The organism is Pseudarthrobacter sp. CC4, from assembly GCF_048957775.1.
Classification (GTDB): Bacteria; Actinomycetota; Actinomycetes; order Actinomycetales; family Micrococcaceae; genus Arthrobacter.
In genome coordinates this window covers 22,253-42,730 of record NZ_JARCCZ010000003.1, presented here as the reverse complement: position 1 = coordinate 42,730, position 20,478 = coordinate 22,253, and the positions used below count along the sequence as shown (strand labels likewise).

General features: G+C 67.3%; 14 protein-coding genes. 6 read left to right on the top strand and 8 right to left on the bottom strand.

Going from position 1 to position 20,478, the window contains the following annotated elements; all coding sequences use genetic code 11:
- Positions 1-82: 82 nt before the first annotated feature.
- Complete coding sequence (locus PV768_RS03000; protein WP_416235542.1) at positions 83-1,282, bottom strand: YlbL family protein; 1,200 nt, start codon at positions 1,280-1,282, stop codon at positions 83-85.
- 133 nt (positions 1,283-1,415) lie between these two features.
- Here PV768_RS03000 and PV768_RS02995 point away from each other — a divergent pair, with 133 nt between their 5' ends.
- Positions 1,416-2,891, top strand: a complete 1,476-nt coding sequence (locus PV768_RS02995) for a zinc-dependent metalloprotease (protein ID WP_421092248.1) — start codon at positions 1,416-1,418, stop codon at positions 2,889-2,891.
- 33 nt (positions 2,892-2,924) lie between these two features.
- Here the strand turns inward: PV768_RS02995 and PV768_RS02990 are convergent, their stop codons facing one another.
- The 3 genes from PV768_RS02990 to nudC are packed head-to-tail and all read right to left on the bottom strand — an operon-like array spanning position 2,925 to position 6,740.
- Complete coding sequence (locus PV768_RS02990; RefSeq protein ID WP_323056595.1) at positions 2,925-3,479, bottom strand: M48 family metallopeptidase; 555 nt, start codon at positions 3,477-3,479, stop codon at positions 2,925-2,927.
- A gap of 44 nt (positions 3,480-3,523) precedes the next feature.
- The gene (locus PV768_RS02985) at positions 3,524-5,659 is read right to left on the bottom strand and encodes an ATP-dependent DNA helicase UvrD2 (protein ID WP_421092247.1); all 2,136 of its coding nucleotides are present in this window, start codon (positions 5,657-5,659) and stop codon (positions 3,524-3,526) included.
- A 58-nt stretch (positions 5,660-5,717) separates the two neighbouring features.
- Positions 5,718-6,740 (bottom strand): NAD(+) diphosphatase, encoded by a 1,023-nt coding sequence (gene nudC / locus PV768_RS02980; protein ID WP_421092246.1) that lies wholly within the window; start codon positions 6,738-6,740, stop codon positions 5,718-5,720.
- Between the two features lie 143 nt (positions 6,741-6,883).
- On the opposite strand from nudC, the gene PV768_RS02975 reads away from it, so the two are divergent.
- The gene (locus PV768_RS02975; RefSeq protein WP_421092245.1) at positions 6,884-8,131 is read left to right on the top strand and encodes a macrolide 2'-phosphotransferase; all 1,248 of its coding nucleotides are present in this window, start codon (positions 6,884-6,886) and stop codon (positions 8,129-8,131) included.
- Here PV768_RS02975 and PV768_RS02970 read toward each other — a convergent pair.
- From PV768_RS02970 to PV768_RS02960, 3 genes are read right to left on the bottom strand one after another with little or no spacing between them, the layout of a single operon-like run.
- Positions 8,118-11,699 carry an ATP-dependent helicase gene (locus PV768_RS02970; RefSeq protein ID WP_421092244.1) on the bottom strand — a complete coding sequence of 1,194 codons (3,582 nt, stop codon included), beginning with the start codon at positions 11,697-11,699 and terminating at the stop codon, positions 8,118-8,120. The genes PV768_RS02975 and PV768_RS02970 overlap by 14 nt on opposite strands.
- A gap of 8 nt (positions 11,700-11,707) precedes the next feature.
- Entirely contained in the window at positions 11,708-15,076 is a 3,369-nt protein-coding gene (locus PV768_RS02965; protein WP_421092243.1) for an ATP-dependent helicase, read from the bottom strand.
- Positions 15,073-15,489 carry an MGMT family protein gene (locus PV768_RS02960; RefSeq protein WP_421092242.1) on the bottom strand — a complete coding sequence of 139 codons (417 nt, stop codon included), beginning with the start codon at positions 15,487-15,489 and terminating at the stop codon, positions 15,073-15,075. Before PV768_RS02960 ends, PV768_RS02965 begins: the two co-directional genes overlap by 4 nt.
- 63 nt (positions 15,490-15,552) lie before the next feature.
- Here PV768_RS02960 and PV768_RS02955 point away from each other — a divergent pair, with 63 nt between their 5' ends.
- The 4 genes from PV768_RS02955 to PV768_RS02940 all read left to right on the top strand — a co-directional run bounded on the left by PV768_RS02955 (position 15,553) and on the right by PV768_RS02940 (position 19,046).
- Positions 15,553-16,263 carry a 3'-5' exonuclease gene (locus PV768_RS02955; RefSeq protein WP_421092241.1) on the top strand — a complete coding sequence of 237 codons (711 nt, stop codon included), beginning with the start codon at positions 15,553-15,555 and terminating at the stop codon, positions 16,261-16,263.
- Positions 16,264-16,595: 332 nt separating this feature from the next.
- Entirely contained in the window at positions 16,596-17,531 is a 936-nt protein-coding gene (locus tag PV768_RS02950) for a substrate-binding periplasmic protein (protein WP_157241730.1), read from the top strand.
- Positions 17,532-17,547: 16 nt separating this feature from the next.
- Entirely contained in the window at positions 17,548-18,312 is a 765-nt protein-coding gene (locus tag PV768_RS02945) for an amino acid ABC transporter permease (protein WP_104998485.1), read from the top strand.
- Positions 18,309-19,046, top strand: a complete 738-nt coding sequence (locus PV768_RS02940) for an amino acid ABC transporter ATP-binding protein (RefSeq protein WP_157241729.1) — start codon at positions 18,309-18,311, stop codon at positions 19,044-19,046. The genes PV768_RS02945 and PV768_RS02940 overlap by 4 nt, the downstream gene beginning before the upstream one ends.
- Positions 19,047-19,128: 82 nt before the next feature.
- Here PV768_RS02940 and hemL read toward each other — a convergent pair whose 3' ends face one another.
- Positions 19,129-20,460 carry a glutamate-1-semialdehyde 2,1-aminomutase gene (hemL, locus tag PV768_RS02935; protein ID WP_421092240.1) on the bottom strand — a complete coding sequence of 444 codons (1,332 nt, stop codon included), beginning with the start codon at positions 20,458-20,460 and terminating at the stop codon, positions 19,129-19,131.
- Positions 20,461-20,478: the final 18 nt, after the last annotated feature.

The window sequence follows — 20,478 nt, the reverse complement described above, 5'->3', positions numbered from 1 at the left end:
GGTCAAACAGCTGGTTTCGTCCGTCACAATTGCCACGAGTGGCGGTAAGGCTTAGTTCCTGTCGAGTCTAGTTGCGCCCAGTCTAGTTGCTTGTGCACGCCGGAAGGCCGGACGTGTCCTGGCCGCTGCCGGCGCGTTCGACGGCGTCACGCGCCTCCGCGAGGTTCTCCACCCGGACCACCTGCAGCCCGTCGGGGATCTGCCCCACCACTTCCCGGCAGTTGGCGGCCGGCGCGAGGAACATGGTGGCTCCCCCGGCCCTTGCACCCTGCATTTTCTGCTCGATCCCGCCGATGGGTCCCACGAGGCCGTCCGGGGAGATGGTGCCGGTCCCCGCGATGTGCTTGCCGCCCGTCAGGTCGCCCGGGGTGACGGTGTCAATAATGCCGAGCGAGAACATCAGCCCGGCGCTGGGGCCGCCCACCTTCTCAAGCGAGATGTCGACCGTGAAGGGGAACGTGAACAGGTATTTGAGCATCACGCCGAGGATGAAGCGGCCCTCGCCGTTGTCCTTGGGGGTGATGGTCTCCGTGACCGGCTGCCCGCCGCGCTCCACCACCACGGTGGCCGGCGCGCCTTTTCCTGCCGCCAGTTCCTCCTGGACAACGGCCAGTGAGGTGATGTCCCGGCCATTGATGGTTTTGAGGATGTCCCCGGGCTCGATCTTCCCGGCGGATGCGGAACCTTCCGAGAGGCCCGCTGCCTGGAGCTGCTGCCCGAACGGAATGTCCAGCTCCTTGAGGGCCGACGCCACGGCGTTCTCCTGGGAGGTGGTCATGGCCACGGAACTCTGTTCCTCAGCCTCTTCCCTGGTTGTGCCGGTGGGGTAGATCAGTTCCACCGGGTGGACGGCCTTGGAGGGGGCAAGCCAGGCGGAAAAGGCATCAAGGATGCTGACGGGCCCGTTGGGTCCGCCGTCCACGTAGACCGTGGTGAGGTCCAGGTTGCCTTTCGCCGGGTACGCATCCCGGCCCGTGATGCTGATAACCGGCTTTCCCTGGCTCTCACCCAGGGTGTTGTACGTGGGTCCGGGTGACTCGATGACGTACGGCACCGGAATGGTACCGACGGCGATTCCCAGCCCAAGGGCCGACATCCCGGCCAACAGCATGGCGGACACTTTAGGGTCGCGCGGCGCACGGTCCGGCAGCAGCCTGCCGACGGCCGGACCGCCGTCGTTGGTTTCTTCTGTTGGTGCTTCTTCTGTCTGCGCAGGTAACCCGCGGGTGAAGAGCTCAGGAGCGTGGTCCTCTGAGGGGTGGCCGCCACGGGTTGTAGTCACCCAACCAAGACTACGCGGTGACCAGTGCCTGCCAACGCTTTGCCTAGAGCGAACGGGCCGGCGGTCCGGCAGACAGCCGGGCATGGCCGGGGTACCGTGAAGGTTGACAGTCAAACCGACGATCGGCGGGATCATGGCCTCCAATCCACTCAATTCGTCCAATGGGGATGACACCCCCAAGGATCCGTTGACCGAAATGCTGCAGAACCTCATGGGCGGCAAGGGGATGGAAAATTTCGACCCCGCCGAGCTGGCCAAGGCTGCCGGGCTGCCCAACGACCCCAACCTGCTCGCGCAGATGTTCTCCCAGGTGCAGGCAATGATGAGTGCGCCTTCCGAAGGTCCCGTCAACTGGCAGCTTGCCCATGACAACGCCCGCCGGGTCGCGGCGAGCAGCAGCGACCCTTCAGTCACTGCCCAGCAGTCCCGCGAAGTCGACGAGGCCCTGCGCCTTGCGGAACTGTGGCTTGACCCCGTGACAGACCTTCCCGCCACCGGCCTGATCGGCCACGCGTGGTCCCGGGCGGAGTGGGTGGAAGCCACCCTTGGAACGTGGAAACGGCTGACCGAGCCGGTTGCGAACAGCATCGCGAACGCCCTGTCCTCCGCAATGACGGAACAGATGCCCGAAGAGATGAAGTCAATGATGGGCGGGGCATCCTCGATGCTCCAGAACATGGGCGGGGCGATCTTCGGCATGCAGTTGGGGCAGGCCATCGGCGCCCTGTCCGCTGATGTGGTCAGCTCCACCGATATCGGTGTTCCGCTGGCCGACCTCGAGATGGCGCTGCTGCCGGCCAACGTTGCGGCGTTCGGTGAGGGCCTGTCCCTGCCCGAGAATGACATCCGGCTTTTCCTTGCGGTACGGGAAGCTGCGCACGCGCGGCTCTTTGTCCAGGTGCCGTGGCTGCGCGGCCATCTGCTGGGCGCCATCGAGGCCTACGCCCGCGGCATCCATATCGACACCTCGCGGATTGAGGAACTTGCGCGGGACCTTGATCCCGGCAACCCCGAGGGCATCCAGGAGGCCCTGTCCCAGGGCGTGTTCATGCCGCAGCGGACACCCGCACAGGAACAGGCCCTTGAGAAGCTTGAGACGGCGCTTGCGCTGGTGGAAGGCTGGGTGGACGAGCTCACGGCGGCCGCCACAGAGAAGCTGCTGCCGTCCGCGGGCGCGCTCCGCGAAACAGTGCGCCGCCGCCGGGCAACCGGCGGTCCGGCCGAGCACGCCTTTGCGTCCCTGGTGGGCCTGGAGCTGAGGCCCCGCCGGCTGCGGGATGCCGCCACGCTGTGGGCCACTTTGAAGGAAGAGCGCGGCATCGAAGGCCGCGACGCCATCTGGCACCACCCGGACCTGCTGCCCACCCCCGAGGACCTGGATGACCCCAAGGGCTTCAGCGGGCGCCGCAAACTGGCCGAAGCCAGCGACAGCGAAGTGGACGACGCCCTGGAGAAACTCCTCAGTGGCGGCTTCGACGCCGCCCCCGAAGGCAGGAGCGGCGCTGAGGGCCAGGGCGGCGCCGAAGGCCAGGACCAGGGCGGCACCGCAAAGGACGACGGCGACGGCGGGCGGCCGGAGGAGGGGCGGGACGGCCAGCCGAAAGGCTAGGACGTCCGGGCCCGCATTGTTGCGGGTGCGGCTTCAGTCCGCGTCCGGATCGGCCATGCCGCGCCCGGTGGCGAAGGAGACACCTTCCAGGAACGCTTTGGCCCGCTGGGTCTCGGGATAGGCCTCCAGCAGCTTCCAGAACGCGGCATTGTGCGCGGCCACCAGCAGGTGGGCGAGCTCGTGGAGCAGGACATAGTCGATGACCCACTGCGGCATTGGCCGCAGCTTGTCCGAGAGCCTGATGGTGCCCTCAGCGGGAGTAGCCGAACCCCACCGGGAATTCTGGTTGCTGACCCAGCGCACCGACGTCGGCACTGCCCGCCCCCCGAGGTACTGTGCGGACAGGTGGGCGGCATGGGCGGCGAGGGCGGCGTCCGTGGCCGGGCGCCGCTTGCCCGCTGCTGCCCGCCGCTCCCCCTGGCGCTGCAGCTTGGCCACCATCCGGTGGACCCATTCGGCCTCCTGGGCGGCGGTAAACCGCGCCGGGATGGCCACAACTGCGCTTCCGTTCTCCCAGAAGGCCGCCACCGTGCGGGTGCGCCGGGCCGAACGCCGCACCACGACGGGCGCACCGTCGTCAGTGGTCAAAGGGGCAGTAACCGCTCCGGCCGTCTTTGCGCCCTGGCCGGGCCTCACAGGGAAGTGCTTTCCGTGAGGACGCGCAGAACGTCCTCCCCGTACCGTTCCAGCTTGGACGGGCCCACTCCTGCCAGCCCGGCCAGCTCTTCGAGCGAGGCGGGGCGCGCCTCGGCGATGGCCGTGAGCGTGGCATCGGTGAACACGACGAACGCCGGCACCTCGGCGGCGAGGGCAACTTCGCGGCGCCAGTTCCGCAGGGCATCGAAAGTCTGCTCCTCATAACTCGGCGGACAGGAATTGCACCGGCCCACCTTGCGTTCCGCGCCGGTGGCGAGCATGCTTCCACAGACCCGGCACATGGCAGGAGCGGCGGCCTTCCGGCGGGACACCGTGACCTTCCCCCGGGTGGTTGAAGTCGCCACCGAATCCGGGCGCAGCCCGTCAAGGAACCTGGACGGTTTCCTGTTTGCCCGTCCGCCCGGGGTCCGGGCAGTGGACCAGGACAGCGACAGGTGCTCCCGGGCACGGGTGATTCCCACGTAAAGGAGCCTGCGTTCCTCGTCCACCGATTCCGGCGAGTCAGCGAAGGAGATGGGCATCAGCCCCTCGCTGAGGCCCACCAGGAACACCGCATCCCATTCGAGGCCCTTGGCCGCGTGCAGCGAGGCAAGAGTCACGCCCTGGACCGTGGGGGCGTGCTGGGCGAGGGAACGTTCCTGGAGTTCGTTGACGAAGTCGGCCAGGCCAAACCGGGCACCCCGGGTTTGGACCAGTTCGTCGGCAAGCGCCACCAGGGCCGCCAGCGATTCCCACCGCTCCCGCAGTGCGCCGCCGCTGTGGGGGGCGGAGTCCGTGTAGCCGAGGGACGAGACAATGTCCCGGACCAGTTGCCCCAGCGGCTCGGGGGAATCCGTCTCCGCGACGGCCCGGGTTGCGGCCCGAAGCTGCAGGATGGCGTCCCGGACCTCCTTGCGGGCGAAGAACCGCTCGCCGCCGCGCAGCTGGTACCCGATGCCGGCCGCAGCGAGGGCCTGTTCGTACGCCTCGGACTGGCCGTTGGTCCGGAACAGGACGGCCACCTCGCTTGCGGGCGTGCCGGCGTCGAGCAGGGCCTTGATCTTCTGGGCAACAGTGGCAGCCTCTGCTTCATCGTCCGCGCACTCGGTGAACTGGGGTGCCGGGCCCGCCGGCCGCTGGGCCACGAGCTGGAGCGGTGTTGCCCAGGCGACGTCGGCCAGTGGACCGCCGCTCCGCCGGCCTGCCAGGAGGTCGTTGGCGAGCTTGACCACCTGGGGCGTCGAACGGTAGTCCCGGATCAGTTTGACCACGTTGGCCTGCGGGAAGCGGGCTTTGAAATCCAGGAGGTGCTTGGGGGAAGCCCCCGTAAACGAATAGATGGTCTGGCTGGCGTCACCGACGACGCAGAGTTCGTCCCGGCCGCCGAGCCAGAGGTCCAGGAGCCGCTGCTGCAGCGGGGAGACGTCCTGGTACTCGTCCACCACAAAGTGCCGGTACTGCTCGCGGACGGTGGCAGCGACCTTCTCGTCCTCCTGGAGAATTCCCACCGTGATCAGCAGGACGTCCTCGAAGTCAATGACGTTGCGGTCCGTCTTCACGTCCTCATACGACTGGAAGACCCTGGCCACGGCGGTGAGGTCGAACCCTCCCGGGGCGCCCCTGTCCTGGGCATTTTCCAGGTAGTTGGCCGGCGTGAGCATCGACACCTTGGCCCACTCGATTTCGGAGGCGAGATCGCGGATGGAGGCCCTGTCCGTGCTGAGCCGGAGCCGCCGCGCGGCCTCGGCCAGCATCTGTGCCTTGTGGTCCAGGAGGTTGGGCAGCGTTCCGCCAACCGCCTGCGGCCAAAAGAACTGCAGCTGGCGCAGGGCGGCGGCGTGGAATGTCCGTGCCTGCACGTTGCCCACCCCGAGATCCCGCAGCCGGCTCCGCATCTCGGCAGCGGCCCGGGCCGTGAACGTCACCGCAAGCAGCCGTTGCGGCGAATAGACGCCGGAGTGGACGCCGTAGGCGATGCGGTGGGTGATGGCGCGAGTCTTGCCGGTCCCTGCGCCTGCCAGGACACACAGCGGGCCGTTCAGGGTGCTGGCGACTTCGCGCTGCTCCGCGTCCAGGCCGCCAAGGATGCGGTCCTCCAGGGAGGCTGTCCCGTCAATATGTTCTGTAGTCACTTCTGCTGCTCTTGGTCTCGACTACCGCGTGCTGGAGTCTGGTGGATACGTAAAGGAGTCAGGCCCCGGCCCGGTCCTGGATGCGTCCGCCGTACCAGTGCTCAATCAGCGAGCGGGCAATGGAAAGCCGGCTGGAGATGGTGATCTCCCCGCTGAGCACGGCTTCCTGGAGTTCCTCCCGGCTGAACCAGCGCGCCCTGGTGACCTCGACGCCGTCGGGCGTTGCTTCGGAGTCTTCGGTGACGGCGGTAAATCCAAGCATAAGCGAGGCAGGGAACGGCCAGGACTGCGATCCGAGGTACTGGCACGCGGTCACCCGGACCCCAACCTCTTCGTAGATCTCGCGGACTACTGCCTGTTCCAGGGACTCCCCGGGCTCCACGAAGCCTGCCAGCGTGGAATAGTTCCTGGCATCCGTAGGACCTCCGCCGCCCAGCAGCAGCCGGCCGTCAGGGCCCTCGACCGTGACGATGATGGCGGGATCCGTCCGCGGGTAGTGCTCCGACAAGTCCACCGGGCAGCGACGCACCCAGCCCCCGGCTTCCACCTCGGTGGGCTTCCCGCAGCGCGGACAATGCGTGTGGCCGGCATGCCAGTTGGCGATGGCACTTGATTCGACAAAGAGCGCGGTGTGGGTTGGGGTCAGCCCGGCAGCCACGTCGCGGAAACCGGCCCACTGGGCGTCGGAGGGGATTCCGGCTGTTCCCGGAGCCGCCGGCTCCGGCAGGACAAACAGCAGCAGCCCGGTTCCTGCGGGAAAGTCCGAGTCCGGGAGGGCGGTGCCCAGGAAGATGACCAGTTCCGGGGCTGAGCCTGCCGTGGTGAGTTCCTCAAGCAGGGGCGCCGCAGCGGCCGTAAACAACCCGCCGCCCTGTACCAGCCCCCGCCGGCCCGACAGGACAACGGCCAACGTTGCGGGGTTGGCCAGCTGGCTGGCAACTATTCCGGGAGCCGTGCGCTCGGCCGATCCGCGGTCCACCAGCGCCGGCCTGACAGGGAGCAGTGTGTCCCTGAGGTGGTTGGCGGGCAGCATTGCCTGCTGCCCCTGGTAGACCGGTGTAACAGACTCGGCGTGGCTCATAGGTCCACCGTACTGACTGGCGCTGACAATTGACATTTCGAGGCCGTTTCCCGGCCGACCTCCCCTCCCCTGATTTGCAGGTATCTCAAGACTCGCCGCCGCCGGACCGGCCTCCCGGACGGCAGGCAATCTACCGTGGAATGGTGAGAAGAAAACCGATTGAACTGGCAGCCGTTGCAACCGCGGCAGTCCCCGGACTGACCCCGACGGCCGTTAGCTCTGCCCCGGACGATCCCGCGGACTTCGACTCTGCCCTGCTCCTCGATTCGGAGGGGAAGCGCTGGCGGGTGAGGTCCCCGCGGCATGCCGAGGCCAGCGCACGGCTGGAAACCGAGTTCCTGGTCTTGCGCGCCTTCGCGCCGGGCATTCGGGCTGAGCTGCCTTTTCTGATGCCCACGGTTGCGGGCAGTGTGCGGCTGGGCAGCCTGAGCACCTTCGTGTATTCGCATCTGGGCGGGAGCACCCGCAGCGTCGAAGAGCTCACGGCTGGACCGGATGCCCTCGCCCGCGAAATCGGCGTCGCGCTGGCGGCCATTCACGATCTTCCCCGGGCCCTGGTCAGCAACGCGGACCTGCCCAGCTACACCCCGAATGAATTCCGGCAGCGCAGGCTGAATGAGCTGGACCAGGCAGCCACCACCGGGAAGATTCCCCCCGCCCTGCTGCTTCGCTGGGAACACGCGCTGGAAGACGTGTCCCTGTGGCGCTTCAATCCCTGCGTCGTGCACGGGGACCTGCATGAGGACAACCTGATGGTAGAGGGCCAGCGGGTCACGGCGGTGACCGGCTGGACCGATCTCCGCATCGGCGACCCCGCGGACGACTTCGCATGGCTGGTCGCCTCCAACGAGCATGATTTTGTGGATGCCGTCCTGGCGGCCTACACCTCCGGCCGCCGTGACACCCCCGACAACCACCTCCTCCGGCGGGCCGCGCTCTCCGCTGAATTCGCCCTCGCGCAGTACCTGGTGAAGGGGATCGCTGCCGGCGATGCCTCCATGATTGCCGAGGCAGAAGAAATGCTGGACACGCTGGCAAGCGACATCGCTGAGCACGGCGGGCAGCCCATCAGCGTTGAGCCCCTCCCGCCCGCGGCAGCTGCCGGGGCCCCGGGCGCCCCCGCTGCCGGGGCACCTGACGCGGTACGGCATGAGGGCGTTGCTCCCGAGGCTGTCCCAGGCATCAGGGCGGCCGACGACGACGTGCCGGCAGCCGTGCCGCCGGTCACCGTCCTGCCCGTCCCGGCCCAGCCCGCCGTCGTCGTGACTCAAATTCCGGTTGCCGTGACTCCACTTCCGGTGGAGCCGGAGACCCCCGGCCAAGGGTCCGCCGGCGGACCGGACGACACCTCCACCGCGGCGCTCTCAATCGTCGACATCAAGAAGGACTAGGGGAAGCTAGGGCTGCCGCCACGATCTCCTCCAACTGGCCTGCTGTACCCAGGTCGTGGGGCCGCACCACCTCGTTATCGGCAACGTAGAAGAACGCTGCGCGCACGTCCTCCAGCGGCACGCCCTTCAGCCGCGACCATGCCAGCCGGTACACCGCCAGCTGGACGGCCTTGGCCCGAAGCAGGTCCCCGGAGGGCCGCCGGCCGGTCTTCCAGTCCACCAGGTCCCAGCGCCCGTCAGGATCCTGGAACACTGCGTCAACACGTCCACGGACCACCACGTCCCCTATTCGTGTCTCCACCGGAACCTCAATGAAGGCCGGAGAGCGGTGGGCCCAGGGGGACGACCGGAAGGTGGCCACCATGGCGTCGAGGTCGTACGCCGCGTCGATGTGATCATCCGAGCCCGGCGCTTCACCGAGGTCCAGCATGCCGGCCGTGCCAAAGTACTCTTCCACCCACGCGTGGAAAGCCGTGCCCTTCCGGGCCGACATGCCCGGTTCCCGGGGCACGGGCCTGCGCAGCCGCCAGGCCACGGCTGACGGGTCCTCGCCAAGGTCAACGAGCGTGGATGCCGAAATGTGGGCGGGAAGGTGGACGTCGTTGGCTGAAGACCTCCTCGCCCGGCGTTCGAGCAACAACGCTGCTTCCCGGGCCCACCCGGCGGCAACCCCTGTAAGTTCGGGCTCCCGGGTGGCTGTCCGCGCGCGGGGAGCGTCCTCCAGCGCCGCTGCCACCCGGGCAGCCGCGGATTCCATAGCGCGCCTCCGGCCGCCTGCCAAGCGCAGGCGCTCCCCCGTGCGGGGGTCCACCGGCCCCTCCAGGGGATCGTACGGCCAGCCGGCCACCTCAGTATCGAGCGTCAGCGGACTGGTCTCAGGCAGTGAGGACTCCTCCACTGAGCGCGGATGGATGACGGCCGGCACCGTGCCCTCGCTTGCCGCGGCGGCCAGAGTTTCAAGCTCTGCCAGGAATGGCGACATTTCCGCCCGTCCCGACCTGGACCCCACCCAGGCGGCGCTGGACGCCCACAGGACATGCTTGGCCCGGGTGTACGCCACGTAGGCCAGGCGGCGCTCCTCCGATTCCGCGTGGGCCTGGACAGCTGCCTTGAAGTCCTTTTCCGCATCCAGCCAGCCTTTTTGGTCAGGCTGGTCGAGGTCCCACTGGGGAAGGTCTGCCCGGTCACCGCGCAGCGGCCAGGGCAAGGCTGCGGACCCGCTGCTCCAGCGTGAGTCGCGGTCGCTGGGGAAGTCCTTGGCGTTCAGTCCCGGGACAAAAACGACATCCCATTCCAGCCCCTTGGAAGCATGGACCGTAAGCAGCTGCACGGCCTCCCGGTTGACGTCGCCCGGTGGTGCTTCCAGTCCGTTTTCTTCTGCTGACGCAGCCTCCAGCCAGGACAGGAAGGCGAGGATGTCCACGCGTTGGGACGTCCGCAGGAACCCGGCAGCGGCATCCTGGAAGGCATCGAGGTTCCGGCGCGCCTGGTGGATGCTGATGCCGGGCCTGGCGGCAACCTCGATATCAAGGAGCATGGCCCTTTCCACTTCCCCGAGCAGGGTGGTGAGGTCATCCCCAAGGTAGCCCCGGAGCTGACGCAGCTCCGTGGAGAACCGGACCATCCGCTCCCGTGCAGCGGGGGTCAGGGACCTGCCGTTCGATGAGGTCCATCCTTCCCGGGGCAGCCAATCCAATGCCTCCACCAGGCTGGCACCGTCGGTAAGGTCGCCTTCGAGGACGGCCGGGCCGGCATCCGGAAGCTGGTCATCGCCCCGTCCAGCCTGGGCCCGACGCCGGGCAAGCTGGCTGGACCAGTCCCGCAAGGCCATCAGATCTGCGGGGCCGATCCGCCAGCGCGCCCCTGCCAGCAGGCGCATCAGCGCATCGGAACGGCCGGGGTCGGCGAGGACACGCAGGGTGGCAACAAGATCCACGATTTCGGGGGTATCAAGGAGTCCGCCCAGTCCGACTATCTCGTAGGGAATGCCTCGGGCCTCCAACTGCCGCCGGATGGGCTCCATTTGTGCGCGCCGCCGGCAAAGGACGGCGATGGCGGGCGGAACCGGCGAACCGTCGGGCTTCAGCTCGAAATCCGTCACCCGGTACTTCAGGACGTCATCGGCGAGCGCTGAGGCTTCTTCCACATCGCTTCCGAACCGCCCCAGCACCACAGATCCCGCTGCCGCATACGGGCTCGGCTGCAGCGGCGGCACCTTGGGCGCGGCCGGCCCTCCCCCGCCCGCCGGTCCGCGCTGCGCCGCTGACCGGGCCAGAGATTCAGACATCACGTTGGCAGCGGCCAGGATGGACCGTCCGTTCCGCCACGCCGTTGTCAGGTACGACGTCGGCGCGGGAGCCCAGTTGGCCCCGCCTTCCGCCATTCCCCCTGCCGGGGTGCCCTCCGCCCCGGTTGGCTCTGTCCCATGTCCTGGCCTCCCTTTCCACACGGGGAACTCGCGCACGAAATGGAACAACTGGCCTGCCGACGCACCGCGGAAACCGTAGATCGACTGGTTGGGGTCGCCAACGGCGGTCACCGCGTGCCCGCCGCCGAAGAGCCGGGAGAACAGGACCAGTTGGGCGTGGGACGTGTCCTGGAACTCGTCGAGCAGGACCACTTTGTAGCGCTGCCGTTCCATGTGGGCGGCCAAAGGCACGTCCTGCGCCACGCGGGCGGCAAGGGCCACCAGGTCGCCAAAATCAAGTGCTCCCCGGGCCCGCTTCGCCGCCGCGTACCGGCCAACCATGTCCGCCACGCTTGCCCTGGTCCTCAACATGCCGGCGAGGTCAGCCGCTGCCTGCGGGGCGTTCCTTTTCTTGGTGGCGAGATACGGCAATGACTCAAAGTCGGACAGCCGCGCCATCAGCCAGGCTTCGACGTCTTCGGGTTCCTGGAGGTGCTCGGCGCATTCACCGGCAAGTTGGATGACTGCTTTCACGAGCGTGGACTTGGCGGCGCGGAAATGCCCGTACTCGCCGTCGTAACCCTCCACGACCTCGCTGGCCAACTGCCAGGCCTGCGCGCCGCCCAGCAGGACCACGTCCCGCTCCACTCCAAGGCGGAGCCCATAGTCAGAGACGATGCCGCTGGCGAAGGAGTGGTAGGTGGAAACTTTCGGTTCGAGCGCATCACTGCTGAGCAGCCCGTGCTGGAACACCCTGCCCCCGCTGTCCGCGTCGGCGCCGTCCTGGACACCTCTATCCTGGACAACCACGCGCTGGAGGGCGGCCAGTTTTCCCCTGATGCGCGAAGCGAGTTCACCTGCTGCCTTCCGGGTGAACGTCACGCCCAGCACTTCCTCGGGACGGACCCAGCCATTGGCCACGAGCCACACCACCCGGTCCGCCATGGTGGCTGTCTTGCCGGATCCCGCCCCCGCAATGACCAGCCTCGGCGCGAGCGGCGACGAAATGATGGCCGACTGCTCGGGGGTAGGAACGTTCTTCTCCCCGAGGAGCACCGAAAGCTCCTCGGGGCTGAAGCGGGGCTCCGGGGGTGGCCCTGCATCCCCGCCGGGCCCGGAAACCGGGGCAAGGGCGGAGAGGGCAGTCGGGGAGTTTTGCATGTCCGGCCTCATTCGGTCACTTGCCTTCCGCGCACGCACAGCGGACACACCTCGGGGAGCCTGCAGCCGTGGCCGCCATGGCTTCCCTTCGAGGGATCGTGCCGTGCTTCGAACGTGGTGCCTCCCATTACGGCGGCTGCATCCTTCACCATGTCCATCGCCCAGTTCTCCTGAGGGTCTATGGCGTCCTGATGCTGGATGGCGGGATTCTTTGCCCCGGTGCCGAGCTGGGCCAGGACGGCACCGCCAGAGAGCGGAGCGGCGGGGCTGTCCGGTCGGTCCTGGAAGCCCCCGGCGAGCACCGCGGCCTGGTAGGCGCCGAGCTGGGGATGCCGTGACAGTTCCCCCTTACCGGGCTGGCGTTTTCCGGTTTTGAGGTCCACGATGACCAGCCTGCCTTCGGCGTCCACCTCAAGCCTGTCCACCTGGCCGCGCAGGACAGCGTCCCGCGCGGGAGCATCATCGACAGGAACCTTTCCGAGGGCGACGTCGAAATCCTGTTCCACTCCGAGCAGGCTTCGGCCTTCGCTTCGCATGAGGAGTACATACTGTGCCAGCTTGCGCACCATGGACTCGGCACGCTGGAAGTCCAGCCTGCCCTCCCAGTTGTCCTTCATTCCCAGTGCGGGCCAGCGCCGGACCAGTTCTGCGACATACTCACTGCCGGACGCATCCGGCAGCTCCTGGGCAATGGCGTGGACCAGGGTGCCAAGGCTGCGGGCGAAGTCAGTGGCAGCTTCGCCTCCCGCGGCCTGGATAAACCAGTCAAGCGGGGATTTCTGCACGGTCTCGACTTTTGACGGTGAGACAAAGACGGTACCGCCAGGCGGAACCACCGCTGCCGCCGACGTCAGCGGAAGAAGGCCCCACCAGCTCTGCGGATGCGCGCCGGGCACCGGCGGGTCAGCCTTTGCCAGCCGGGCGAGGACCCTGGCCGCCTCATCCGCCTGCGGAGCGTCCCCGCCGTCCAGCTGGGCGTGCTGCCGGAGTTCGGCAACAAGGGCCCGCAGCGCCATGGGCCGCTGCACTGCCGTGAACGGACGGCCCTCCTGGCCCGGTTCCAGGGGCACAACGTAGTCCAGGAAGGAGGACGGCTGGTCATCCTCGGAGGAAACAGCCGTGCATACGAGCAGTTCGCGGGCGCGGGAGACCGCAGTGGAAAAGCTTCGCAGTTCGTCATACCGGATGTCGCGGAGCCGGCTCAGGGGATCACGCTGCAGGGCGTACCCCGGCCCGTGTTCCACCGCATCGCTGTACAGCGTACTTCCCAGAAGTTCGCCGCGGAGCCGGGTATTGGGCCACACACCTTCCTGGAGGCCCGCCACTATCACCACCGGCCATTCACGCCCGGCCGCACTGGCTGGAGTCAACAGTTCCACGGCGTCGTCCACCTGGGCACGGGCAGCGAGGGTGTCCATGGGAAGCTCCTGGTTCAGGAGATACTCGAGGAACTGCTCGGGGCCGGCCCCGGGCATCTGGTCCACGTAGCGCTCCGCGGTGTGGAAGAGGGCCATCATGGCATCCAGGTCCCGGTCCGCACGCGCGCCGTGCGGACCGCCGGCAAGGGCGGTTTCCGTCCAGGAACCGGCGAGTCCGGTGGCATCCCAGAGTGCCCACAGCACTGATTCGGCGTTGGCGCCAGGTTGCGCAGCGGCGTGGCGGCCCGCCTGGATCATGCGTGCTGCCCGGCGTGCGGCACGGCCTTCGATGCCGAGCGTTTCCAGTGCGCCGGGTTCCAGCAATGCTTCAACCAGCAGGGCGTCGCTGGTCCGGCCTCCGCCGCCCAGGATCTCGTCCCTCCTCAGCGACTGCCGCAGCCGGCGGAGCTCGATCGATGTGGCACCGCCGATCCGGGAGGTCAGGAGGGATACTGCGGCCTCCGGGGTCAGCAGCGCGGGATCCAGTGCAATCGCGAAGGCATCAAGCAGCGGGCGCACTGCCACTTCGTCCCGGACCGCGGACTCCGCCACCGGGACCCGCACAGGAATCCCCTGGCCCGACAGGTAACGCTGGAACTCGCTCACCTGGGCGCCGTTGCGCACGATCACCGCGAGTTCGGCAAGGTCGCGCCCGTGGTTGATGTGCTGGTCCAGGATGCGCTGGGCAACGTAGCGCAGTTCGTGCACGGCGGACGGAACAAGGTGTGCTTCCACTGCCCCTTGGGGTCTGGCGTCGTCGGGTTGATCAGGGTCGGGTTGGTCAAGCCGCCGGGCCAGTTGCCCGCCCGCGCGCTGTGAAATCCGCCCGGCCACTCCAAGCCAGGCTTCGGCCACCGCGGGCGCTTGCCGGTGGGCGTACCGCAGTGGACGCTCCGCCACGGGTGCACCGGGCGACAGCAGCCCGGGCAGTTCTGCCACCAGGTCGGGCCTGGCACCGCGGAAGCCCTGCACCACAGTGTCCGGTGAAAACGCCACGTAGCAGTCCTTCCCGCCGGCGATGTCGGCCAAGAGCTCAAAGACTGCGGGGTTGGCTTCCTGGATGTCGTCCACCAGGATCACCTGCAGCCGGTCCCGTTCCGCCGCCAGGAAGCCGGGAGAGTCCTGGAAAATCTGCCGTACTGCCGTGATGATGCCGGCCGGATCGAAAGCCTCAGGCATCCGCAGGTCCAGGACGTCCCGGTACTCGGCGTACAGGGACGCAGCGGCGATCCAGTCAGGCCTGCGGCACTCGTGTCCCAGCCCTACCAGGTCGCCGGGGGTACGGCCCGACTCGATGATGCGGTCGAACAGCTGCCGGACTTCCTGCCGGAAGCCCCGGGTTTCCAGGGCACCTTCAATGTCGGCGGGCCAGGGAAGCTCCAGGCCGGGCAGGCGATGGCCTTCAAGGAGCTCCTTGATGATGAGGTCCTGCTCCGGGCCTGAGAGGAGCCTGGGCGGCCGGGACAGGGGAAGGATCCCTTCCGCCTTGGCACGCCGGATCACGTCAAAGGCGTAGGAGGCCCAGGTCCGCGCGGGGGTGGTGCTCAGGCTCCTGTCCAGCCGGGCCGTGAAGCGGTCCCGCATGGCATCGGCAGCCAGGCGGCTGGGCGCCAGGATCAGTATCCGCTCGGGATCCACGCCGTCACGGGTGACCCTGCTGACGGCGGCCTCCACAAGGACGGTGGTCTTGCCAGTTCCCGGAGCGCCGGGCAGCAAAACCGGCCCTGTTCCCTGGGGGACGTCGACGGCCGCCTGCTGGTCGGCGGAGAGCAGGGGCGCCACGACATGCACCTGGCTGGGCGGCAGCAGCCGCAGGCCGGTTCCTGCAGCTCCGGCCTGCCGCGGGGGCGTACGGCCGTCTCCCGGGCCGGCGGGTTCACCGGAATGACGCGCGGGGCCGTCCGCGGAGCCATCCCGGGATTCGTCAAGGGGGCCGGTGAGGGGCATGGTTACTGTCACAGGGACATTCCATCATCGGCCGCCGACAATCTGTGCAGCCGCCGCTCCAGCATTTCGGCGACCACATCAATCCTGTCGAACTGGGCATCGCTTGGCGCCCAGCGGGCGGCCGAAAGATCCACCCGCCAGCGCCCCTCGCCGGTCCGCTGGAAGTCGAGGTAGGCGCCCAGCAGGGGTGTGCCCTCGGCCAGGTAGCGGCGGAGGGCCTCAGCCTCGTATCCGTCCGGTGCGTGGCCGCTCGCCTTGAGAATCCGCCACCAGGGGACTCCGCTCCCGTAGTGGCTCATGACCGTGCCGACTTGCCTTGGCCCGCCTGAACCCAACAGCTCGGCGACGTCGCCATACGCGACGGCGGATCCGGCGGGCACCAGTTCCACAATGGCCAGCACCGCCTCCACATACTCAATCCGCATTGATCCAATCTAGCCGCAGTGGCGTTCCACGGAATTGTCGGTGGTGCCCTTTAGCGTTGAAGCATGAGCACCTGGAACACCCTCCCCCGCGCAGCCTTCGACCTCGAAACCACAGGGCGCAACTCCCGGGCTGCACGCATCGTCACCGCCTCGGTGACGGTGGTGAACCACACGGGCGACGTCATCCAGGAACACGAGTGGCTGGCGGATCCCGGGGTAGAGATACCCACCGAGGCCAGTGACGTGCACGGCATCACCACCGAACAGGCACGCCGTGAGGGCAGGCCTGCCCACGAAGTGACCCGGGAGGTTGCGGCCGTGCTGCAGGGACTGTTCGACGACGGGACCCCCGTCATCGCCTTCAATGCCAGCTATGACTTCACGGTGCTGGCTGCCGAGTCGGCCCGGTACGGGGTCCCTCAGCTGACCCGCTTCCCGGTCCTGGACCCGTACATCATGAACAAGCAGGTGGACCGCTACCGGAAGGGCAAGCGGACCCTCACGGCGTTGTGCGAGGAATACGGCGTGGTCCTGGACAACGCCCATACGTCGGCCGCTGATGCCCTGGCCACCTTGAGGGTCCTGGACGCCATGGCCGGCAAGTTTCCCAAACTCAGCATGCCGGCCAGCCAGCTGCACCAGCTGCAGGTCGAGTGGGCAGTAAGCCAGGCCGCCGATTTCCAGGACTACCTCCGCAAGACGAAGCCCGCAGCCGTCATCGAAGGTGACTGGCCGGTCCTTCCGCCGCAGGACGCCACTACGGCCGGCTTCTGACCGGGACCGTCTCCGGCAGGGCCACGGCGAGAGATATTTCACAGTCGCACTGCTCACACAACGGGGCCGGTGAGGGACTCATGGATTCGTCCGCACGGGGCCGCAGGACTCCAGTACGAGGGCCATCAGCGCCTATACGAAAGTTCCTTCGATCATTTGCCTTCAGAGCCAGCACTTGTTCGCCTCACGGCCGCCAAACACTGAAGTGAGACAATAAAGTTTTGCGGTCACCCCTGCCATGCAGTGCTTGAACAGCCTCGGGCAGGTGCCAGGCGCCACCAGCGCAGCCTTGCGGCCCGGTTGACTTATGACTCAATGAAAGCGACAGACTGATGAAAATCAAAGCGATGAAGTGGCTGACAACCGCTCCCGTGGCAATCGCCCTCGCGGTTTCCCTGGCAGCGTGCGGTTCAGGATCAGCCCAGCCGAGCGGCACGCCCACGGACGCCCTCGCCGGCAGCGACCAGCAGACGCTGGACAAGTACACCACCGCTACCGTCACCCCGATTGACCAGATCGACAAGACCAAGCTCGGCCTGAACACCGAAGGCAAGCTTGAGGTGGGCACCCTGTCGGACGCCCCGCCGAACATATTCATTGACCCCTCGGGCAAGTTCACCGGCTACGACAACGAGCTGCTGCGGGCCATCGCCGGCAAGCTCGGCCTTGAGGTCGAGTTTGTTGCCACGGACTTCTCCGCCCTGCTTTCCCAGGTTTCCACCAAGCAGTTCGACGTCGGATCCTCCTCCATCTCCACCACGGACGCGCGCCGCCAGAACGTCGGCTTCACCAACGGCTACGACTTCGGCTTCATGGCCGTGGTTGCCAAGACCGACAGCGGCATCAAGGGCTTTGCCGACCTTAAGGACGATCTCCGCATCGGCGTCGTCCAGGGCACCGTCCAGGACGACTACGTGACCAACACCCTGAAGATGGAACCCATCCGCTTCCCGGACTACGCCACGGTTTACGCCAACGTGCGCAACGGCCAGGTGGACGCCTGGGTGGCTCCTTCGCAGCAGGCCAGCGGCCAGGTGAAGGAAGGCGACGGCACCGCGATCGTCGAATCCGTCGTTAACACGCAGAACTTCACTGCCTACGCGGTGGCCAAGGACAACCAGCCGCTGATCGACGCGCTGAACTCCGGCCTTGACGCTGTCATCGCCGACGGAACCTGGACCAAGCTGACCAAGGAATGGTACCCGGACCGCGAGATGCCCTCTGACTGGAAGCCGGGCAGCAAGGCCGCCACGGTTCCCCAGAGCTGATTGAGCCGGGACGTTCATGGATCTCTTGGACCAGCTGGCTGACACCTTCTTCAACTGGGAGGAAATGGCCAAAGTCATTCCCGCCCTGTTCATGGTGGGCCTGCCCAACACCCTGATATTGGCCGTCGCCTCCGGCATCCTCGGCTCCCTGCTGGGGCTCGGGCTCGCCATGATGGGGATTTCCCGCAACGCGGGCGCCCGTTGGGTGGCGCGCATCTACACCGATATCTTCCGGGGCCTCCCTGCCATCCTGGTGATCCTGGTCATCGGCATTGGCCTCAGTCCCATCGCCCGGGAAATCACCGGATCCAGGAACCCCTACCCCCTGGGCATCCTGGCCTTGACGCTGATCGCGGCCGCCTACATCGGCGAGATCTTCCGCTCGGGCATCCAGAGTGTGGAGAAGGGCCAGCTGGAGGCCTCCCGGGCCCTTGGCTTCAGCTACGGCAGTTCCATGCGCCTCGTGGTGGTGCCGCAGGGAATCCGGCGGGTCCTTCCCGCCCTGGTAAACCAGTTCATCTCGCTGCTGAAGGATTCCTCACTGGTGTTTATGCTCGGGCTTGCCGCCTCGGACCGGGAGATCTTCCGGATCGGAAACGACGCGATGGCCAACACCGGCAACCTGTCTCCGCTGGTGGCCGCAGGTGTGCTGTACCTGATCCTGACCGTCCCGCTCACCCACTTCGTGAACTTCATCGACCACCGGCTGCGAACCGGCAAGCCGGAAAAGAAGGAACCGGATGAGCTGGCAGCACCTATCGGCAAGGGGGCACAGGCATGACGGAATTCGCTTCCGGAACCCTGACCGGCAAGAACCTGCACCTCTCCTTCGGCCACAACCATGTTCTCCGCGGCATCGACCTGCACGTGGAGAAGGGCACCACTGCCTCGGTGATCGGCCCATCGGGGTCGGGCAAGTCCACCCTCCTGCGCGTCATGAACCGGCTGATCGAGCCGGACCAGGGCGACATCCTCCTGGATGGCCGTTCGGTCCTGAAGGACAACCCGGACGAGCTGCGGCAACGGATCGGCATGGTGTTCCAGCAGTTCAACCTGTTCCCGCACAAGACCGTGGTGGACAACGTATCCCTCGCGCTGCGGAAGCTGCGCAAACTCTCCAAGGAGCAGGCACGCGCCGAGGCCCTGGAGCAGTTGGACCTGGTGGGCCTGAGGCACAAGGCCGATGCCCGCCCGGCAAACCTTTCCGGAGGCCAGCAGCAGCGCGTTGCCATCGCCCGGGCACTTGCCATGAAGCCGGAGGTGATGTTCTTTGATGAGGCCACCTCCGCGCTGGACCCCGAGCTTGTTAAGGGAGTCCTGGCGCTGATGGCCGACCTCGCGAAGGGGGGCATGACCATGGTGGTGGTGACCCACGAAATGGGCTTCTCCCGCAACGTCTCGAACACCGTGACGTTCATGGACGCCGGAGTGGTTGTCGAATCCGGGCCGCCGGAGCAGATCTTCACCGCACCGGCAACGGACCGCCTCAAGGGCTTCCTCTCGGACGTCCTGTAGTTCCCGAAGCACATAAAGAAATCCCCGGCTGCAGCCCGCAGCCGGGGATTTCTTTATGTGTGGCCGGGATGTTCCGGAGTTTCTAGCCCCGGGCCGCTGCTGCCGCCTTGGCTGCGGCAGGCAGTGCATCATAGATCCGGTTCATGGCCGCGTCGTCATGAGCAGCGGACAGGAACCAGGCCTCAAAGACCGACGGCGGCAGGTACACCCCGGACTCCAGCATCGAGTGGAAGAACGGCGCGTAGCGGAAGCTCTCCTGCGCCTGGGCGTCAGCGTAGTTGTGGACGCCGTTGGCTGAGGTGCCGAAGGCCACCGAGAAGAGGTTGCCGGCAAACTGGATGGAGTGGTCCACCCCGGCGGAGTCCAGAGCGCTGGACAGTGCCGAGGAAAGTTCCAGCGAGCGGACATCGATAAAGGAGTAGACGTCCCGGGTGGCATGGGTCAGGGTGGCCACACCGGCCGCCATCGCCACCGGGTTTCCGGAGAGCGTTCCGGCCTGATAGACGGGACCCGTCGGGGCCAGGTAGTCCATGACGTCGGCACGCCCGCCGAGGGCCGCCGTCGGCATTCCTCCGCCGATGACTTTGCCAAACGTAAGCAGGTCCGGGGTCCACGGCTCGGCAGCGTCCGGCGCTCCGCCGGTAAGCCCCCAGTAGCCGGAATAGCCGGTGCGGAACCCGGTGAGCACTTCGTCCACGATGAGCAGTGCCCCGTGTTCGCGGGTGATGCGGGACAGGCCCAGGTTGAAGCCTTCCTCCGGTGTCACCACGCCCATGTTCGCCGGCGCTGCCTCCGTGATGACAGCGGCGATGTTGGGCCCGTGGGTGGCGAAGGCTTCCTTGACGGCGGCAAGGTCGTTGTAGGGAAGCACCAGCGTTTCTGCGGCCGTGGACTCGGTGACGCCGGCGGAACCCGGCAGGGCGAGGGTGGCGACGCCGGACCCTGCGGCGGCAAGGAGTCCGTCCAGGTGGCCGTGGTAGCAGCCGGCAAACTTGATGATGAGGTTGCGTCCGGTGAAGCCGCGGGCCAGGCGCACGGCGGTCATGGTGGCTTCGGTGCCGGTGGACACCATCCGGAGGCGTTCGACGGCGGGTACGCGGTCCTTCACGATTTCCGCCAGGTTGGCCTCGTCCGGGGTGGACGCTCCGAAGGACAGGCCGCGGTCCACGGCGGCGTGGACGGCCTCCAGCACAGCCGGGTGGGCGTGGCCCAGCAGCGCCGGACCCCAGGAGCAGACCAAGTCCACGTATTCCTTGCCGTCGGCGTCCGTGAGGTACGGTCCCTTGGCGGAGACCATGAAGCGCGGGGTACCGCCCACGGACCCGAAGGCGCGGACCGGTGAGTTGACCCCGCCCGGCATCAACTGGCGGGCGCGGTCGAAGAGTTCCTCGTTGCGAGGGTTGCTGGCAGTCATGGTTCCTATTCTCTCAGG